The 16,983-nt window shown below is 42.3% G+C and carries 20 protein-coding genes; 13 read left to right on the top strand and 7 right to left on the bottom strand.

Annotated elements, in window-relative coordinates:
- Positions 1-45: 45 nt before the first annotated feature.
- Positions 46-798, bottom strand: coding sequence for a uroporphyrinogen-III synthase (locus ACFSTG_RS04235; RefSeq protein WP_380748791.1), 753 nt, complete (start codon positions 796-798; stop codon positions 46-48).
- Between the two features lie 21 nt (positions 799-819).
- The gene (locus ACFSTG_RS04230; RefSeq protein ID WP_380748789.1) at positions 820-1,479 is read right to left on the bottom strand and encodes a DUF4271 domain-containing protein; all 660 of its coding nucleotides are present in this window, start codon (positions 1,477-1,479) and stop codon (positions 820-822) included.
- Between the two features lie 100 nt (positions 1,480-1,579).
- Here ACFSTG_RS04230 and ACFSTG_RS04225 point away from each other — a divergent pair, with 100 nt between their 5' ends.
- Genes ACFSTG_RS04225 through ACFSTG_RS04215 form a run of 3 tightly spaced genes read left to right on the top strand, consistent with a single transcriptional unit; the run spans position 1,580 to position 4,178 of the window.
- Positions 1,580-2,311, top strand: a complete 732-nt coding sequence (locus ACFSTG_RS04225; protein ID WP_380748787.1) for a polyprenol monophosphomannose synthase — start codon at positions 1,580-1,582, stop codon at positions 2,309-2,311.
- Complete coding sequence (locus ACFSTG_RS04220; RefSeq protein ID WP_380748785.1) at positions 2,311-3,651, top strand: dihydroorotase; 1,341 nt, start codon at positions 2,311-2,313, stop codon at positions 3,649-3,651. The genes ACFSTG_RS04225 and ACFSTG_RS04220 overlap by 1 nt, the downstream gene beginning before the upstream one ends.
- Positions 3,651-4,178, top strand: coding sequence for a DUF4296 domain-containing protein (locus tag ACFSTG_RS04215; protein WP_380748784.1), 528 nt, complete (start codon positions 3,651-3,653; stop codon positions 4,176-4,178). Before ACFSTG_RS04220 ends, ACFSTG_RS04215 begins: the two co-directional genes overlap by 1 nt.
- On the opposite strand, the gene ACFSTG_RS04210 is transcribed toward ACFSTG_RS04215, so the two are convergent.
- On the bottom strand, positions 4,168-5,187 hold the full coding sequence (locus tag ACFSTG_RS04210; RefSeq protein WP_380748783.1) for an NAD-dependent epimerase/dehydratase family protein: 1,020 nt from the start codon (positions 5,185-5,187) through the stop codon (positions 4,168-4,170). The two genes, ACFSTG_RS04215 and ACFSTG_RS04210, sit on opposite strands and share 11 nt — an antisense overlap.
- An 82-nt stretch (positions 5,188-5,269) precedes the next feature.
- Here ACFSTG_RS04210 and tyrS point away from each other — a divergent pair, with 82 nt between their 5' ends.
- On the top strand, positions 5,270-6,565 hold the full coding sequence (tyrS, locus tag ACFSTG_RS04205; RefSeq protein WP_380748781.1) for a tyrosine--tRNA ligase: 1,296 nt from the start codon (positions 5,270-5,272) through the stop codon (positions 6,563-6,565).
- A gap of 131 nt (positions 6,566-6,696) precedes the next feature.
- Here the strand turns inward: tyrS and ACFSTG_RS04200 are convergent, their stop codons facing one another.
- Together ACFSTG_RS04200 and ACFSTG_RS04195 are read right to left on the bottom strand one after the other, a co-directional pair.
- Entirely contained in the window at positions 6,697-7,677 is a 981-nt protein-coding gene (locus ACFSTG_RS04200) for a LuxE/PaaK family acyltransferase (protein ID WP_380748780.1), read from the bottom strand.
- A gap of 73 nt (positions 7,678-7,750) precedes the next feature.
- Positions 7,751-8,089 carry a T9SS type A sorting domain-containing protein gene (locus ACFSTG_RS04195; RefSeq protein WP_380748778.1) on the bottom strand — a complete coding sequence of 113 codons (339 nt, stop codon included), beginning with the start codon at positions 8,087-8,089 and terminating at the stop codon, positions 7,751-7,753.
- A 311-nt stretch (positions 8,090-8,400) separates the two neighbouring features.
- Here ACFSTG_RS04195 and ACFSTG_RS04190 point away from each other — a divergent pair, with 311 nt between their 5' ends.
- Positions 8,401-9,087, top strand: a complete 687-nt coding sequence (locus ACFSTG_RS04190; protein WP_380748777.1) for a response regulator transcription factor — start codon at positions 8,401-8,403, stop codon at positions 9,085-9,087.
- On the top strand, positions 9,087-10,169 hold the full coding sequence (locus tag ACFSTG_RS04185) for a sensor histidine kinase (RefSeq protein ID WP_380748776.1): 1,083 nt from the start codon (positions 9,087-9,089) through the stop codon (positions 10,167-10,169). The genes ACFSTG_RS04190 and ACFSTG_RS04185 overlap by 1 nt, the downstream gene beginning before the upstream one ends.
- Here ACFSTG_RS04185 and ACFSTG_RS04180 read toward each other — a convergent pair.
- Positions 10,101-11,165 (bottom strand): glycosyltransferase, encoded by a 1,065-nt coding sequence (locus ACFSTG_RS04180; RefSeq protein WP_380748774.1) that lies wholly within the window; start codon positions 11,163-11,165, stop codon positions 10,101-10,103. The genes ACFSTG_RS04185 and ACFSTG_RS04180 overlap by 69 nt on opposite strands.
- A 69-nt stretch (positions 11,166-11,234) precedes the next feature.
- Here ACFSTG_RS04180 and trmB point away from each other — a divergent pair, with 69 nt between their 5' ends.
- From trmB to ACFSTG_RS04145, 7 genes are all read left to right on the top strand, one after another.
- The gene (trmB, locus tag ACFSTG_RS04175) at positions 11,235-11,909 is read left to right on the top strand and encodes a tRNA (guanosine(46)-N7)-methyltransferase TrmB (protein ID WP_380748773.1); all 675 of its coding nucleotides are present in this window, start codon (positions 11,235-11,237) and stop codon (positions 11,907-11,909) included.
- Positions 11,910-11,914: 5 nt separating this feature from the next.
- Positions 11,915-12,538, top strand: coding sequence for a LysE family translocator (locus ACFSTG_RS04170; RefSeq protein WP_380748771.1), 624 nt, complete (start codon positions 11,915-11,917; stop codon positions 12,536-12,538).
- Entirely contained in the window at positions 12,538-12,867 is a 330-nt protein-coding gene (locus ACFSTG_RS04165; protein WP_380748770.1) for an MGMT family protein, read from the top strand. The genes ACFSTG_RS04170 and ACFSTG_RS04165 overlap by 1 nt, the downstream gene beginning before the upstream one ends.
- A gap of 128 nt (positions 12,868-12,995) precedes the next feature.
- Positions 12,996-14,123 (top strand): Mrp/NBP35 family ATP-binding protein, encoded by a 1,128-nt coding sequence (locus ACFSTG_RS04160; protein WP_380748768.1) that lies wholly within the window; start codon positions 12,996-12,998, stop codon positions 14,121-14,123.
- 2 nt (positions 14,124-14,125) lie between these two features.
- Entirely contained in the window at positions 14,126-14,368 is a 243-nt protein-coding gene (locus tag ACFSTG_RS04155) for a NifU family protein (RefSeq protein ID WP_380748767.1), read from the top strand.
- A gap of 30 nt (positions 14,369-14,398) precedes the next feature.
- Positions 14,399-15,460: an NAD(P)/FAD-dependent oxidoreductase gene (locus ACFSTG_RS04150; RefSeq protein ID WP_380748765.1), complete on the top strand. Its 1,062-nt coding sequence runs from the start codon at positions 14,399-14,401 to the stop codon at positions 15,458-15,460.
- 61 nt (positions 15,461-15,521) lie between these two features.
- On the top strand, positions 15,522-15,860 hold the full coding sequence (locus ACFSTG_RS04145; RefSeq protein WP_380748764.1) for a 2Fe-2S iron-sulfur cluster-binding protein: 339 nt from the start codon (positions 15,522-15,524) through the stop codon (positions 15,858-15,860).
- A 205-nt stretch (positions 15,861-16,065) separates the two neighbouring features.
- On the opposite strand, the gene ACFSTG_RS04140 is transcribed toward ACFSTG_RS04145, so the two are convergent.
- Positions 16,066-16,971 (bottom strand): serine/threonine protein phosphatase, encoded by a 906-nt coding sequence (locus ACFSTG_RS04140; RefSeq protein WP_380748762.1) that lies wholly within the window; start codon positions 16,969-16,971, stop codon positions 16,066-16,068.
- Positions 16,972-16,983 lie beyond the last annotated feature (12 nt).

Raw genomic sequence — 16,983 nt, 5'->3', positions numbered from 1 at the left:
GCAATCTCAGATTGCCGGTTTTTTTAATTTAAAACAGGAACATAATTAAGCATGCTTCTTGTTCTGTTCCTTGATATATTTTTCAAGCGCCATGGTCATAGAAGGGGTTTCAGGGGTAGGTGCCTGGATATTTACAGTTAGGCCATGCTCTTTTGCTGCCTTGACCGTGGTATTTCCAAATACAGCGATCCTTGTATCATTTTGTTTGAAATCAGGGAAGTTCTCAAAAAGAGATTTGATTCCGCTGGGGCTAAAGAAAACCAATACGTCATAAAATACTTCTCTAAGGTGAGAAAGGTCACTTACCACCGTTTTGTAAAATATTGCCTGTTTCCAGTCTACTCCCAATTTGTTAAGGGTCTTCGGAACATCTGGTTTCAGCATGTCTGAAGACGGAAGCAGGAACTTTTCATTTTTATATTTTTTGATAAGAGGGGAAAGTTCAGCAAAATTCCTTTTCCCTACATATATCTTTCTCTTTCTGTAAACTACATACTTCTGCAGATAATAGGCTACCGCCTCACTCTGGCAAAAATACTTAAGGGTATCTGGCACCTTATATCTCATTTCTTCAGCTATGCGGAAAAAATGGTCCACCGAATTACGACTGGTAAGGATGATAGCCGTGTACTTGGAAAGATCAACTTTTTGTTGTCTTACATCTTTGGAGGATACACCTTCTACATGGATAAAGGGAATGAAATCAATTTTTACTTTTTGCTTTTCTTCAAGATCAAAATAAGGGGAATTTTCAACCTTCGGTTCTGGTTGGGAAACCAAAATTGTTTTCACTTTCATATACGTTTTCTTTTATTCACCTTATAAGTTTGTAAATAGCTTATATAAAATAAAATAAGGTCCAATTTCGAGAGCGCAAAGATACAAAATAAAATAAAACCAATGGCTTATTATATATTGTTGATTTTTTTTATAGATGCTTGCAATTGTTATGAAATTCATCACCACCGTTATCCCCAGAAAGATAAAAAGAGCAGTAAGAGTAGGTTCCCAAATATATACAAAAGCCATGCTGACCGGCAGCAGGATAAGGGCCATGAAATTGCGGTAACTTAATTTATAGAAGAGGTAATAGTTCATTTTTTTATCGACACTCAGGATGTTAGCCAGTATCTTCTCTACCGCGAATTTGAACAGGACAAATGCAGTGTAAGCAGTGGCCAGTCTAAGAAAAAGGATTTTAGGCCGGTTTATAGTGTCTGATACCGCTGTCTTGTAGATTAGATAAATGAATAAGGTTACTGAGATTACATTAACAGCGAACAGCAGGAGATTAAAAGGGTGAAAAATACTTGGTTTCCTACCTTTTAAAAGCAGGTATTTGTCTGTAGCGAACAACATAACGAAATCTGAGAATCTTTGAGGGAAAGCATATTTGGTAATTACCAGGATGACAAAAACGAGTAACAGGAGCAGTGTAATCCAATCTTGTGAAACTGCATATCTTTCTAGTGCCTCCAAGTGCAAAATTTTCTACAAAGGTAAAATTAATACGATTAAAAGACCCTTGAAAACTAAAATCTAAACCTTAAAAATAGTTACATTTGTCCAAAAGAATTTTATGCCAGATGGGATTGTTATAATACCCACCTACAACGAAAAGGAGAATATTGAGCGCATAGTTAGGAACGTTTTTTCACTGCAGCGTAAATTTCATATCCTGGTAGTAGATGATAACTCCCCAGATGGCACTGCAGGAATTGTAGAGCAGTTGCAGGAAGAATATGGGGATAAACTTTTTCTGTTGAAAAGGACAGGGAAATCAGGCCTGGGAACTGCCTATATCCATGGATTTAAATGGGTGCTTGAAAGGGAATACACTTTCATTTTTCAAATGGATGCAGATTTTTCCCATAACCCCAATGATCTTATAAGGTTGTATAACACCTGTAAAAGAGAGGGGGCAGATGTAGCTATTGGTTCCCGCTATAAAACCGGTGTGAACGTTGTGAACTGGCCCATGAGCAGGGTATTACTGTCATGGCTGGCCTCCAAGTATGTAAGGTTAATAACGGCCATGCCTGTTGAGGATACCACGGCAGGGTTCGTGTGTTACAGGAGAAAGGTCCTGGAGACCATCCACCTGGATCGTATCAAGTTTGTTGGTTATGCTTTTCAGATCGAAATGAAATTTAAGGCGTATCTGGCTAAATTCAATATTGTGGAAGTACCGGTGATCTTTACTGACAGGACCCGGGGAACTTCTAAAATGAGTGGCTCAATAATATGGGAAGCCGTATTTGGTGTAGTGAAAATGAAAATTTACAGTCTGTTTAATAAGATGACGATATAATGAAGAAGGTACTAATCAAGAATGCGCGTATTGTAAATGAAGGCTCCATAATAGAAGGAGATGTTTTTATTGAGGACGGAATAATTACTGAAATTGCATCAAGTATCAGTGCTAAATCTCCAAACTTAAGTATCATTGATGCTGAAGGGAACTATCTGCTTCCGGGACTTATTGATGATCAGGTTCATTTCAGGGAGCCGGGACTTACCCATAAGGAAACCATAGCAACAGGCTCTAAGGCAGCTGTCGCCGGTGGGATCACCTCCTTTATAGAAATGCCTAATACCAATCCTCAGACCACTACAATAGAGTTGCTTGAAGAAAAGTTCAGTCTGGCAGCTAAAACCTCATACGCCAACTATTCTTTTATGTTTGGCGGCACCAATGATAACCTGGAAGAGATCAAAAAAATTGATCCTAAGAATACTGCAGCCTTAAAACTATTTCTGGGCTCCTCCACGGGTAACATGCTGGTAGACGATGAAAAGATCCTGGAAAAGATCTTTAAGGAATCACCCGTTTTGATCGCTGCTCATTGTGAGGATGAAGCCACGATTCGCAAGAACATGGAGGAGTGTGTAGAACGTTATGGTGATGATATTCCTATTGAACTGCATCCAAAAATAAGAAGTGAGGAAGCCTGCTATATTTCATCTTCCAAAGCTGTGGCCCTTGCCAAAAAAACAGGTGCGAGACTGCATGTTTTTCATATCTCAACAGCAAAGGAGCTAAAATTGTTCGAGAACAAGAAGCCACTTAAAGACAAAATGATCACTGCAGAAGTATGTATCCATCACCTGTGGTTCAATGATCAGGATTATGGCAGAAAAGGAACTTTCATAAAATGGAACCCGGCGGTTAAAACGCAGAAAGATCAGGAAGCTTTGCTAAAGGCTGTCATTGATGATAAAATAGATGTGATCGCTACAGATCATGCTCCACACACCAGGGAGGAGAAAAACAACGTTTATACGAAAGCTCCAAGTGGAGGACCATTGGTGCAACACGCATTACCGGCTATGTTGCAATTCCATCACCAGGGAAAGATATCCCTTGAAAAGATCGTGGAGAAAATGTGTCACAATCCCGCAATTCTTTTCCAGATCGAGAAAAGAGGATTTATAAGGGAAGGTTATAAGGCAGATCTTGTACTGGTTGACCTGAATGCACCCTGGTCAGTTCAGCCCGGGAATATCCTTTATAAATGTGGATGGTCCCCATTTGAAGGGGTCACTTTCAAATCAAGGGTCACCCATACTTTCGTCAATGGAAATCTGGTATATAAGAATTTCCAGTTTACCCCATTCATGAAAGCAGAACGTTTAAAGTTCGAGCGTTAATGAGATACTTGTTTGTGCTTTTATTTCTACTTATTCTCTCCGGCTGTCAGGACATTCATAAATCTGAAAAGCCCGGGGACCTCATTTCAGAAGATAAGATGGTTGAGGTTCTTACAGATATCTCCCTGCTTCATGGGGCCAGGAGTTATAACCGTAGCTTAATGGAGGAAAAAGGGATAAAGCCTGAGAAGTTTATTTATGAGAAGCACGGTATTGACAGCCTACAGTTCCTTAAAAGCAGTAACTACTATGCTGAAAATTACAAACAGTATCAAAATATCTACGGTAGGGTGAAGGAGCGCCTCGAGGCTTTAAAAGTGGAATATGATACTATAAGAATCCGGGAGGAAAGAAAGAGGGATTCTATAAGAGCTCTTCAACCCAAAGATTCCCTGGAACTCGACTCCCTTAACCTCGATTCCCTAAAATATGAGAAGGTAAGGCAAAGGAATTTTGCGCCCGATTCTCTGACCAGGGAAGACCGTTCTCTTCCGCAGCCAAGATCCCGGGAGAACATTACTTTTTAAATTCCTTATTAAAAATCTTACCTGTAAATGTTACAGATCTTTTAACAGGTGAGAAAGAATAACCTAGCCGGGAAATTAATTTTTCATTACTGTAAAAGGTATTCTCAAAAAGTGTACGGTGCGACTTGCTGTCCAGTTGTTTTCCTTTTCCCGTAAACAGGTTCTGAAGAGACTGCAAAAACCATCCGGTCCTGACCATCCAGGGTTTAATCTCTTTCTTAGGAGCAGGTTTTCCCATACTCTCTGCCGCCGTGCCCAGTACTTTTTGAAACGAAAGGTTTTCAGATACTACAATGAATTGATCATTTACTATTTTCGAGTCCATTAAAATTTGAAGGGTCTTTACCACGTCCTCCACGCCAACGAACCCGGTAGTTTTTGGGAAATAGTATTTCAGGCCTTTATGAAGCTTTTTAAAGATCTGCCCGCTCCCACTGTCCCAGTATCCGGGGCCAATGATCACACCCGGATTGACAATGACTACGGGTATGCCTTCCTGGCTTGCCCGCCAAACTTCCATTTCTGCCCCATATTTGGTAATGGCATACATGCTGTGGTGTTTCTCCTTGTTCCAGTGTGACTCCTCGGTAACTACATTTTCTTCCGGTTTTTTATCAAGGGTTGCGATAGAACTTACAAAAGCGAGTTTCTCCACCTTATTTTTGATGCAGTAATTCACCACGTTAGCAGTGCCTTCAATATTGGTTTTTCGAAGCTGGGAATCCCGGGAAGGATCAAAGGAAATTAAAGCTGCACAGTGGTAAACCTTCCGCACCCCTTCAAAAACTTTCTCGAGTGAGGGGATATCTGTGATATCTGCCGGAACCCATTCAATGCTTTGAAAAAGGTTTTCGGCTTCTTCTTCGGAAAAATTGTAGGAAAAGACCTTTTTAACCTGTCTTAACTTGTCTTCATTCCGGTAAATGGCCCGCACCTTTTCCCCCGATCTTATCAGATCAGGCAGCAAATGTGAACCTACCAATCCTGTGCCTCCGGTAACTAGAATCATCGCGTAAATATAGGTAAATCCGCTTAGGAAAAATGGAGGTTTATGGTATCTTTACGGCTGTTTTTATTTCAAAAGAGTAACCATGAAAAAGAATTTTGTAGAAGAATTAAGGTGGAGAGGAATGTTGCACGATGTGATGCCCGGTACAGAGGAGCATCTGCAGGAAGGCCTGCGTGCAGCCTATGTAGGAATAGATCCCACCGCAGATTCGCTGCACATAGGTCATATGGTAGGGGTGATGATGCTGAGACATCTTCAGTTGTGCGGACACAAACCGGTGGCCCTGGTTGGTGGAGCTACAGGAATGATAGGCGATCCTTCAGGGAAATCTGACGAACGCAATCTTCTTGATGAAGCAACCTTGCTGCACAACCAGAATGCCCTTAAAAAACAGCTCACCAAATTTTTAGATTTCGGAAGTGATTCTGACAATGCTGCGGTACTGGTGAATAACTATGACTGGATGAAAAATTTCAGTTTCCTGGAATTCATCAGGGATGTGGGAAAACACATCACCGTAAATTATATGATGTCCAAAGACAGTGTGAAGAAACGTTTGTCTTCTGAATCTGCAGAGGGCATGTCATTTACAGAATTTACCTATCAGCTGGTCCAGGGGTATGATTTCCTGCACCTTTACAGGGAAATGGATTGTACCCTGCAAATGGGCGGTAGCGATCAGTGGGGTAATATCACCACCGGTACAGAATTGATACGTCGCATTGGGGATGGGAAAGGCTATGCTCTTACCTGTCCTTTAATTACCAAGGCAGACGGCACCAAGTTCGGTAAGACTGAAACCGGAAACATCTGGCTTGATCCTGAACGTACTTCTCCCTACAAATTCTATCAATACTGGCTGAACACCAGTGATGAAGACGCAGAAAGATTCATTAAAATCTTCACCTTTTTACCCAGGGAGGTAATTGAAAATCTGGTTTCCGACCACCGGGAGGAACCGCATTTGAGAAAACTGCAACGAAAGCTTGCCGAAGAGATCACCGTGCTGGTCCATTCAAAAGAGGATTACGATAATGCGGTGAAGGCTTCTGAGGTCCTCTTCGGAAAGAGCACGGCACAAGACCTTAAGAGCCTTAATGAAGCAACTTTCCTGGATGTTTTTGAAGGTGTACCACAGGCTAAAATAGACAGGGAAGAGGTAGAAGCAGGGCTGGACATGATCGCAGCACTTTCGGCGAAGACCGATTTCCTGAAGTCTAACGGGGAAGCCCGAAGGGCCTTAAAAGAAAATTCTGTTTCAGTTAATAAAGAAAAAGTAACAGAAGATTATATCATCACCCAAAATGATCTTTTGAACAACAAATATGTGATCATTAATAAAGGGAAAAGGAATACCTATATCATTAGGGTAGAATAAAGAAACCCCCTTGCAACCGAGAGGTATTAAGGGGGCGTCTAACTAACCAACCAATTATGAAAACATAATCTAACCAAGTGGTAAGTCGTCTATAAATCAAATCCTTACACTTTTGTCCTAAATATTTTTATTTAAATTATCAGGAGATTGCAACCTCTGATATCACTGTTGTCAAAACGGCCCAGGATCTCTGTTTTTCCGTTTTCCAGGTCCTTGCCAAGATCTTGTGTGGCGATAAAGGAACAGGAATTAATATTGGCAAGATCGATAATATTTAATCCTCCTGTTTTTCCGGGTGGAAGAAGGCTTAGAGCATCTTCAGGATCACGTATTAATATCTTCATCCACGGCGGACATTCAAAAACTCCATCTCCTGTTGAATAGGCTTGTGATAAAAGTTCGGTCATGCCATATTCACTGTGGATTTTTTCCACACCAAATCCATTTTTCAGAACCTCATGTAATTCAGCCCTGATCATCTCTTTTCTTCTGCCTTTCATACCTCCTGTTTCCATTACAATAGTATTTTTAAGATGGAAGGAGGAACCTTCGGCCAGGTCCAGTAATGCAAATGAAACTCCTATCAGCAATACCTTTTGATGCTGTTGCTCAAGAAGTTGAAGTTTATCCTTCAGAGCTTCCAGGTCATTAAGGTAGAATCCGCTGTGAGGGTTCCTACTACGTTCTATCAAATCTTTTGCCATAAAGATCAGGGAAGAACCTTCGCGCTCCAGGTAGGAGGGGAGTAGTGCAAGGACTGCATAGTCTTCCACATTATTGTAGAAATACTCAAAGCCTCTGCGGAAACTTTCCACATAAATTTCAAGATCTGTAACAAAATGCTTGCTTTTTTGCTGTCCTGTCGTTCCGCTGCTTGTGAAAACGATCTCTGCTTCTTCCGAAGAACTAATTACCTTCTCAGATTTGAAGAATTCAATAGGTAGGAAAGGGATTTTTTTAATGGAATCAACCTTCTGAGTATCTGTTTGGAGAAGATCACAGAACCGGCGATATACTTCATTCTCTGAATATTGAAAATGAAATATCTTTAATGCCAGGGCATTAAATTCTTCGGGGCCTTGTACGCTGAAGATGTCGTTCCTTGTGTGCATGATCATTTTTGAGCAGCACAAAGGTACAGAAAAGGAACTTTTCTGAATAGCTTCTAAAATGTTGGAAGTGGTTTTACCTAACCACCAGTTTTCGTGTGGCCGTACTTTTTCCTTCCTGGATTTTCATGATATAAATCCCTGGTTCTAAGGAGGATATATTTAACTCTGTGCCGGTGAGGTTAGCTGAAAGAATGTTCTTGCCCAGTACATTATAGATCTCTACAATCTTGGGTTTATTGCTTCGGGTGGTAATATATACCTTTTGACCTGAGGCCGGATTGGGGTATATCGACAGGTCTTCAATTGGAACTTCCTTAACAGTTGAAGTGTCTGTAGATAGCTGTGCATGAGCCGGATTTGCGAACAGCAAAAGGCCAATGATCATTAAGGGGAATAAGTAGAGTTGTTTCATTTTCAGCAATCTATATTATCAAAATTACAAATAAAATTTCAAAAATCAGACCATAACTAACTTCAATATAAGTTAAAATCACTTTTCACGCAATAAAAAAAGAAAAGACGCCGTTAGGGCCACTTTTTTGATTTTTACAACCACGGGATTTCTCAGGATTAATGCGGTCTCCCCTGGAAACGGAGATCAGGATTCCACCCAAAAAAATTACCGGGAAGTTAATTAAAGGTTATGAGAAGGTTAACAATGAGGTGGAGGAAAGACCATCATTAATATTATATTTACTTTTACCTTAACTTAGATAGGTAGCAATGGAAAAAAGTGACATCTGTATATTATTGGTTGACGATGAACCCGATATCATAGAGATCATTCGATACAATCTTTCTGCGGAAGGATACCGGATCCTAACCGCAGAAAATGGTAAGGAAGCCCTGGAGATCGCCAGAAAAGAAAAGCCACAGTTGATCATTCTTGACGTCATGATGCCAAAGATGGATGGGATCGAAACCTGTTCGCAAATGCGGAAACAGCCTGAACTTGATCAAACAGTGATCACCTTCCTAACCGCCAGGGGAGAAGATTATTCACAAATGGCGGGATTTGATGCCGGTGCAGATGACTATATCACTAAACCCATTAAGCCTAAAGTTCTTACCAGTAAAGTGAAGGCACTGCTTCGAAGATTCAGGGAAGAGCCTGCTCCCCATACAGATGTTTTGCAGGCAGGAGACCTTATGATCAACCGCGATAAATACATGGTAATTAAAGATGAGGAAGAGATCAGCCTGCCCAGAAAAGAGTTCGAATTACTATACCTGCTGGCTTCCCAACCCGGCAAGGTCTTTAAACGTGAGGATATCCTGGAAAGAGTATGGGGCAACGATGTGGTAGTAGGAGGGCGCACCATTGATGTACATATAAGAAAGCTTCGGGAGAAGATAGGGGATGAAAGTTTCCAGACCATTAAAGGAGTAGGATATAAGTTTGTTTCCTAATGGCAAAAGACTTTAAGCGCTCATACAAATTCGCGGTAAAAACATCGGTTTACCTAACACTTTTCCTGACGGTGCTTTCCGCAGGTTTTCTTTTGATAGCGGGGGTTTTTACCTGGGCTTTGTTGATCGTCTATGCTATTTCCTGCTTCGTGTTCTCTTTTCTCATCATACAGTACCGGCTCGAAGTCTTTATCTATACCAAGATCAAAAAGATCTTTGAACATGTGCGGCTTTTGAGCGCCAGTTCAGTCAAGCCGGGCCAGGTAACCACAGATATGGCTACCCTGAGCAGGGAGGTTGAAAAATTCGCCGAAGGTAAAAAAATGGAGATCGAAGCTTTAAAGATGAGGGACAGTTACCGGAAAGAATTCATGGGAAATATCTCCCATGAATTAAAGACCCCTCTCTTTACGGTACAGGGTTATATTCTCACACTTCTCGATGGGGCCATGAAAGATAAAACCGTGCGCAAAAAATACCTCTCCCGGGCAGCAAAGGGAGTGGAGCGACTCATTTATATTGTTAATGACCTTGATATGATCACCAGGCTGGAGACGGGAGAACTTCGGCTTAAAAAAGAGAATTTTGACGTGATAGAGGTGGTCCAGAATGTATTCGATCTACTGGAGATGAAGGCTGCAAAGAAGAACATTACCCTGATCTTTGATACAGATTATGAACCGGTATGGGTAAGAGCAGATAGGGAAAAGATACAGCAGGTCCTTACAAATCTTCTGGTCAATTCTATAAAATATGGTAAGCATGACGGTACAACAGAGGTGATCATCGAAAACTTTTCCAAAAAGCGGGTAGTAGTACGGGTCACAGATAATGGTGAGGGAATAGAAAAAGTACATCTTCCCCGGCTGTTTGAGCGCTTTTACAGGGTCGATAAAAGCGGTTCCCGCAAAGAGGGAGGTTCAGGCCTTGGCTTGGCAATCGTTAAACATCTTATCGAAGCCCATAAGGAAAAGATCTTCGTGGAAAGTGTACCGGGCCTGGGAAGCGAATTCTCATTCACCCTTAAAAAGGCCAAAAAGCCCGGGGGAGTCACAGCTGAAACCAGGGTCGCGCAGGCCTGAGAATTTTCCCGTGGTAGCCAATTTTGAGAGATCAAATTCCTCCTGTTTGCAAAAAGGGGTAATTCCCAGTTTCATAAGGCGGTTAGCAAGATACTCCTGTTCGAATTGACCGGGGGTGGGGATGAAAAAGGCCATTTTTTCAAGGACTGCCAGGTCCATAAGAGTGGTGTAACCAGATCTTGAGATGATCATCCTGCTGCTGTTTATAGCATCTTCCAGTTCCTCCCCAAACAGATAATTATGTAATTTAATGTTAGGATTGGTGACAGGAAAAGGTTCCTCTGTCATCACCCCGCGTATAAAGATGATTTTTTCACCGGTGCCATTAAAAGCTGAAAGAAGCTTTTCTTCCAGCAGGGTTCGCTGAGGTTCAGGCCCCGAAAGCAAGATCATCCGGTCATAGATGATAATTGGCACATTCTTCTTTTGGAACCTGCTGAGGATTCCCAGGTATTTGATCTCTTCTGCCGGTGATTTTTTGAGGTGGCCCAGAAAACCACTGAGGTTATTCTTTCCAGGCGCATCTGGTACCCAGCATTGATCAAATTTCCTTATGTACCTCCTATGAAGTTTGCTGCTCAAAAAAGTGGTATTTCCAGAGAGGACATTCAGTTGATGGGTAATGAAGGCTGAGCGCACATGCTTGTGCCTAACCCCAAAACGGCTGTCAGAAATTATTCCGGAGAGATTTTCCTGTTCCACGATCGTCCGGGTTACCTTTATTTCTTTTCTGATGTTTGAAAGAATGGAAGGAGTGTCCCTCAAAAGTTTCCATTTAAGTAAACTGCCTTTTGTAGTGTAGGTGATATTATAGGAGGGCAATTCATAACTCCTGAGATGTGGGAATTCCTTCTTCAGCAGGAAGAGAGCCGGCCCGTCTGATGCCAGCACCGGTTCAAAACCATTTCCTTCCAGTTGCCTTATTAATGGAATGCAGCGGGTGGCATGGCCAAGCCCCCAGTTAATGGGAGCAACAAGGATTCGTTTCTTTCGCATATTTGCAAATATAAAAAGGCGGGCCTGTGCTGGAATTTATTTAATTTTACCAAAATATTAAATTTTCAGGTGGGAAGTAAGAATAAATTAAAGCGGTTTAAAGAGAATGAAACTTTTTCTAATGTAGTGCAACCTACACGGGAAGAGGTCGTTGAAGGAGAATTCCCCTACAAAGGTAACTGGCGTAAGGACTTCTTTAAGAATGATAAACCGCTGGTACTGGAGTTGGGATGTGGTAAGGGAGAGTATAGTGTTGGCCTGGCAAAGGCCTACCCTGAAAAGAATTTTTTAGGCATTGATATTAAAGGGGCCAGGTTTTGGCGGGGTGCCAAGACCGCATTGGAAGAGGGACTGGATAATGTAGGATTCCTGAGAAGCCAGATAGAACTCATAGACCTGCTCTTTGCGGAGAATGAAGTTGACGAGATATGGATCACTTTTCCCGATCCTCAAATAAAATATAAGCGCACCAAGCACAGAATGACCAATTCTGAATTCCTTCAGAAATATAAAAAGGTCCTGAAACCAGAAGGGGTGGTTAACCTTAAGACAGACAGTGAATTCATGCATGGCTACACCCTGGGGCTGCTCCACGGGGAAGGCCATGAGATCCTTCAGGCCAATCATGATGTATATAAGAATGAATATTCTCCAAAAGAAGTGGTGGGGATACAAACTTTTTATGAAAAACAGTATCTTGAGCGTGGAAAACCAATAACTTACATTCAGTTTAGAATAAAATAGCACTTTTGGAGGAAACCAAACTTTTCCTTATTACTTATTTTGCTGCCCTTCTTGGAGTGGTGCCCCCGGGACTTGTAAATATGAGCGTGGCCAAGACCTGTGTAAAAAGAGGGAAGAAAAACGGGGTATATGTTGCTGTTGGAGCCTCTTTTGTTGTCCTAATTCAGGCGCTTATCGCCATCCTGCTTGCCCGTTACATATTCAATAATCCTTATATCCATAATATTCTTCTAAGGGCAGGCCTTGTGATCTTCATTATCATGGCAGTCTATTTTTTTATTATGGCCAACAGAAAGCGTAAAGAGGTTGAGGTTAGTCCGACTTCCGGGGTGCGCAGTATTCTCAAGGGAATGATGATTGGAGCTCTTAATGTCTTTCCTATTCCTTATTTCGTTGCCCTGGGGGCTGCCCTTAATGTGAACGGGAATGTGGAATACCATCTTTTGAACAATACCGTATTTGTGCTGGCAGCTTCGCTGGGAACATTTACCACCTTGTATTTCTACGCCCTTTTCTTTGCCAGGATCGAAGCCGAAGAGAATTTCTTTGCGAGGTATTCAAATTATTTTATGGCCGGCCTTATGATCGTGCTGGTCGTCATTACCTTTATCAGGATCTTTTATCAATAATGAAAGAAGGTACCGGCTTTTTTGAAAAAGTATACGAAGTGGTAAAGATGATCCCTTCCGGAAGGGTTACCAGTTATGGGGCTATTGCTAAGTATCTGGGTGCAACCGGAAGTTCAAGAATGGTAGGCTGGGCGATGAACAATGCTTCAAAAATTGACGATGTTCCGGCACATCGGGTGGTGAACCGTAACGGACTTCTTACCGGGAAACATCATTTCCCCGGAACCTTTGTTATGCAGCAGCTGCTGGAAGAGGAAGGTGTGGACGTAAAAGAAGACCAGATCGTGGATTTTAAGCGGCATTTCTGGGATCCATCCGAAGAACTTTAAGCCCGAATTTTACATACTTCAAATATAAGCTCCAAAAATTGGTAATTACTTCGTTATCTTAGGTTTTCGGCTTATATTTGCGTTTAGAATGAATCTATATAAGCTATTCCAAATCCATACGACACAGCATGAAACTTGATAAAAAAGAAATAATGAATGCTCTCGAAACTATTTCAGTTTCCGGAGAGGGTAAAAATATGGTTGAAAGTGGTGCAGTACAGAATATTATGACCTTTGGTGACGAGGTGGTGGTAGACCTGCTGCTAACTACCCCGGCTTTGCATATTAAGAAAAGAGCCGAGGTTGATGTTATGAAAGCCATTCATGAGCATGTCTACCAAAAAGCCAAGGTTAAGGTGAATATAAAAGTACAGGCACCAGAAAAACAGGAGATCAAAGGAAAAGCAATTCCTGGGATCAAGAACATTATCGCTGTAGCTTCCGGAAAGGGAGGAGTAGGGAAATCTACCGTAACTGCCAACCTGGCCGTTAACCTTTCCAAAATGGGTTTTAAAGTCGGTCTTTTGGACGCCGATATTTACGGACCTTCCATGCCTATGATGTTTGATGTGCAAACAGAAAAACCACTATCAGTAAACATCGACGGAAAGTCCAAAATGAAACCGGTAGAGAATTACGGCGTGAAAATGCTGTCAATAGGATTCTTCACCCAGCCAAACCAGGCAGTGATCTGGAGAGGTCCTATGGCTGCCAAGGCTTTGAACCAGATGATCTTTGATGCAGCCTGGGGAGAATTGGATTTCCTTTTAATAGACCTGCCTCCGGGAACCGGTGATATCCATCTTTCCATTATGCAATCTATGCCTATTACGGGCGCGGTTGTGGTAAGTACACCTCAAAATGTTGCCCTTGCAGATGCGAAAAAAGGAGTGGCAATGTTCCAGCAGGAAAGCATCAATGTACCGGTGCTGGGAATCGTTGAGAATATGGCGTATTTTACTCCGGAAGAATTGCCAGATAATAAGTATTATATCTTTGGAAAAGAAGGGGCGAAAATGCTGGCAGAAGACCTTGATGTTCCTTTCCTTGGGCAGTTGCCGCTGGTTCAGAGTATAAGGGAAGCCGGAGATATAGGACATCCTGCAGCTTTGCAGAATGGAACCCCACTGGCGGATGCTTTTGAAAAGCTCACCCAAAATGTGGTACAGGAAACTGTGAGACGTAACAGCAGTTTACCTCCTACCGAAGCAATTAAAATCACCACTATGGCGGGCTGTAGTGCAGTTAAAAAGTAGTCATGACAAGCGAAGAAGTAAGAATTAATGTGGAAAGGGCGCTGGAGGAGATCCGGCCGTTCCTTAAAAGTGATGGAGGGGATATTTCCCTTATCTCCATTGAAGATGACCGCCATGTGAAGGTGCAGTTGGAAGGTGCCTGTGTAGGTTGCAGTGTGAATACTATGACCTTGAAATCGGGGGTGGAAATGACCATTAAGAGATACGTTCCGCAAATTGAAACAGTACTCAATATCGAAAAGTGATCTTTTTGATGTTGTATTAAAGAGAAAGTAATGATTAAAACAGATATGTTGATCATCGGTGCCGGGCCTACGGGCCTTTTTGCCGTATTTGAAGCAGGATTATTAAAATTAAAATGTCACCTTATTGATGCTTTGCCGCAACCCGGTGGGCAATGTTCTGAGATCTATCCTAAAAAACCCATTTATGATATTCCGGCATTCCCGGAGATCCTTGCGGGTGACCTGGTAGATAACCTCATGGAACAAATAAGCCCCTTTGAACCCGGTTTCACCCTGGGAGAAAGGGCAGAGACCATAGAGAAACTGGAAGATGGTTCTTTTGTAGTGACCACAAGTGAAGGGACAAAACACAATGCCCCCGTGGTAGTGATCGCGGGAGGATTGGGTAGTTTTGAACCACGGAAGCCACCTATTTCCAACATTGGGAAATATGAAAATAAGGGGGTTTCCTATATCATCAGGGAACCGGAAGATTTCAGGGATAAGAAAGTAGTGATAGCAGGCGGCGGAGATTCGGCGCTTGACTGGGCCATCTATCTTTCTGAAGTTGCTTCGGAAGTATGTCTGGTACACCGCAGGAATGAATTCCGCGGAGCTTTGGATTCCGTAGAAAAATTGTCTGAACTGGCTAAAGAAGGAAAGATCACTCTAATCACCGAAGCTGAAGTAGTAGGCTTAGAGGGTGAAAATAAGTTGGAATCTGTGGTCATTCGGCATAAAGGGGAAGCTTCCGAAGAAGAGATCAGGGAAACCGATCATTTTATACCGCTTTTCGGACTTTCACCAAAACTGGGACCTATTGCAAATTGGGGGCTGGAGATAGAGAAGAACGCCATCAAAGTAGACAACAGTTACGATTACCAAACCAATATCCCCGGTATTTACGCTATTGGAGATGTGAACACCTACCCGGGAAAGCTAAAACTTATCCTGTGCGGTTTCCACGAAGCAGCCATTATGTGCCAGAGCGCTTACCAGCGTATCTTCCCTGATAAAAAATATGTGATGAAATACACTACTGTTAGTGGAGTGAGTGGATTTGATGGTAGCAGGAAGGAAGCTAAGAGAGAAGTGGTAAAAAGTATTAATTAAAAAGGATGGGACCTCACAACCGCGGTAGTTATCGGGGCTGTGAGGTCTTTTTATTATACCCATGTCAGATATCAAGATCACCATAATTGACCGTGAAGGCCATGCACACGTGGTAGAAGCGCCAACAGATATGAACATGAACCTTATGGAGGTCATCAGGCTGCATGAACTTGCTCCTGAAGGTACCATAGGGATATGTGGGGGGATGGCTATGTGCGCCTCCTGCCAGTGCTATATTCAGAATAAAGGACATCTCATGCCCGAGAAGAGCTATGAGGAAGAAGATATGCTTGACCAGGCTTTTTTCGTGGAAGAGAATAGCCGCCTAAGTTGCCAGATCCATATTGAAAAGGAAATGGAAGGCCTGGAGGTGAAGATTGCACCCTTTAATGAAGATTGATGGGAGAGCAGATGGGAGCAGTTTTTGTAAAGATGGTGTAAGTTTTAAGCTATGTTATTTTCTGTCATTGTATTTTATTCCAATAAGTCAAAGGATTATCTCCAAATGGATGGGGTGATCCCCAAAAAGCCCGTGGAGTTAAAGACAGAATGCTGTGAGAAATATAAAAAGGGCAAGCGATGTAAACGTTGCCCTTGTTTTGATCTTATGTAGTCTTCGCCTTCTGGTAAGCACTTAGTTTCTGCGGCCCCTCCAGTATTATCCTTATAACTTTCAGGAAACCTTCTTCGGTGGTGGCTATTTGCCATTTCACAAGAGTGATAGCTCCATTCTCAATTTCAAGTCCCGTGATGGAACGTGGATGAACACAACTACCGTCATTGAAGTATGGGATCTCCCCCGGTCTGGGAAAACGCGGTCTGTGAGTATGGCCCGTAATTGTGAACTGATCGTTGTTTTCAACGATCCACTTCTTCGTTCTTCGTTCTATTTTATTCAGTTCAAGATTGTTCTTTGCCGGACTTGTGGGATCGCCAATACCAAAGATCTGTAACTGTCTCCAGAGCACCCTGACCAGGAACCGATCAATTTTCCACATGTAATAATGTAGCCAGTCAACCTGGTGCCCGTGGACCATGAAGATCTCCTGACCCGTTTTTTGATGTTCAAGTACAAGAGCTTCAGGAAAGGTGATGCCGGGAAAGAGTGGGAGTTCCTTTTCTGTCCCGGTATCATAATACTTATAAAGATGCTTAGCTACATAATCCTGATCGCTGTAGGCCATATCGTGGTTTCCCACGATGCGAAAAAGCCTCCCTTCGGTAAAGAACAGCCGCATTAATTTGAAAACATCCTTATGGGCTTCAAATATGGATTCAAACGTAAGGTTTTCCCACAGCTCATCCCCGTCTCCCAGTTCGCAGTAGGTGAAACCATTTCTGTAATAATGCGCAAGAGCATGAAAATAGCTGTTGCGGTTGTTCGCAAAGTCATCGGCAAAACTGTTGTTGCCGCGGTGACAATCGCTAAAGATGATGAACTTTGATTCATCATCAAACGGGATCCGGAATGCTTTTTCGTATACCTGATTAAGTCTGCTTCCGGAGGACATTCTTTATACCTT

Origin of the sequence: Salinimicrobium flavum (genome assembly GCF_042684505.1) — a bacterium.
Classification (GTDB): domain Bacteria; phylum Bacteroidota; class Bacteroidia; order Flavobacteriales; family Flavobacteriaceae; genus Salinimicrobium; species Salinimicrobium flavum.
Note: the sequence above shows the minus strand (reverse complement) of the source record. Positions and strands in the feature narration are given on the sequence as shown.

Bases quoted from the DNA above. Each gene is read 5' to 3' on its own strand.
- tyrS (WP_380748781.1), top strand. From the start codon at position 5,270: ATGAAAAAGAATTTTGTAGAAGAATTAAGGTGGAGAGGAATGTTGCAC.
- ACFSTG_RS04165 (WP_380748770.1), top strand. From the start codon at position 12,538: ATGAAAGAAGGTACCGGCTTTTTTGAAAAAGTATACGAAGTGGTAAAG.
- ACFSTG_RS04155 (WP_380748767.1), top strand. From the start codon at position 14,126: ATGACAAGCGAAGAAGTAAGAATTAATGTGGAAAGGGCGCTGGAGGAG.
- ACFSTG_RS04160 (WP_380748768.1), top strand. From the start codon at position 12,996: ATGAAACTTGATAAAAAAGAAATAATGAATGCTCTCGAAACTATTTCA.
- ACFSTG_RS04195 (WP_380748778.1), bottom strand. From the start codon at position 8,089: ATGAAACAACTCTACTTATTCCCCTTAATGATCATTGGCCTTTTGCTG.
- ACFSTG_RS04225 (WP_380748787.1), top strand. From the start codon at position 1,580: ATGCCAGATGGGATTGTTATAATACCCACCTACAACGAAAAGGAGAAT.
- ACFSTG_RS04215 (WP_380748784.1), top strand. From the start codon at position 3,651: ATGAGATACTTGTTTGTGCTTTTATTTCTACTTATTCTCTCCGGCTGT.
- ACFSTG_RS04235 (WP_380748791.1), bottom strand. From the start codon at position 798: ATGAAAGTGAAAACAATTTTGGTTTCCCAACCAGAACCGAAGGTTGAA.
- ACFSTG_RS04200 (WP_380748780.1), bottom strand. From the start codon at position 7,677: ATGCACACAAGGAACGACATCTTCAGCGTACAAGGCCCCGAAGAATTT.
- ACFSTG_RS04185 (WP_380748776.1), top strand. From the start codon at position 9,087: ATGGCAAAAGACTTTAAGCGCTCATACAAATTCGCGGTAAAAACATCG.
- ACFSTG_RS04220 (WP_380748785.1), top strand. From the start codon at position 2,311: ATGAAGAAGGTACTAATCAAGAATGCGCGTATTGTAAATGAAGGCTCC.
- ACFSTG_RS04180 (WP_380748774.1), bottom strand. From the start codon at position 11,165: ATGCGAAAGAAACGAATCCTTGTTGCTCCCATTAACTGGGGGCTTGGC.
- ACFSTG_RS04145 (WP_380748764.1), top strand. From the start codon at position 15,522: ATGTCAGATATCAAGATCACCATAATTGACCGTGAAGGCCATGCACAC.
- ACFSTG_RS04150 (WP_380748765.1), top strand. From the start codon at position 14,399: ATGATTAAAACAGATATGTTGATCATCGGTGCCGGGCCTACGGGCCTT.
- ACFSTG_RS04210 (WP_380748783.1), bottom strand. From the start codon at position 5,187: ATGATTCTAGTTACCGGAGGCACAGGATTGGTAGGTTCACATTTGCTG.
- ACFSTG_RS04190 (WP_380748777.1), top strand. From the start codon at position 8,401: ATGGAAAAAAGTGACATCTGTATATTATTGGTTGACGATGAACCCGAT.
- ACFSTG_RS04140 (WP_380748762.1), bottom strand. From the start codon at position 16,971: ATGTCCTCCGGAAGCAGACTTAATCAGGTATACGAAAAAGCATTCCGG.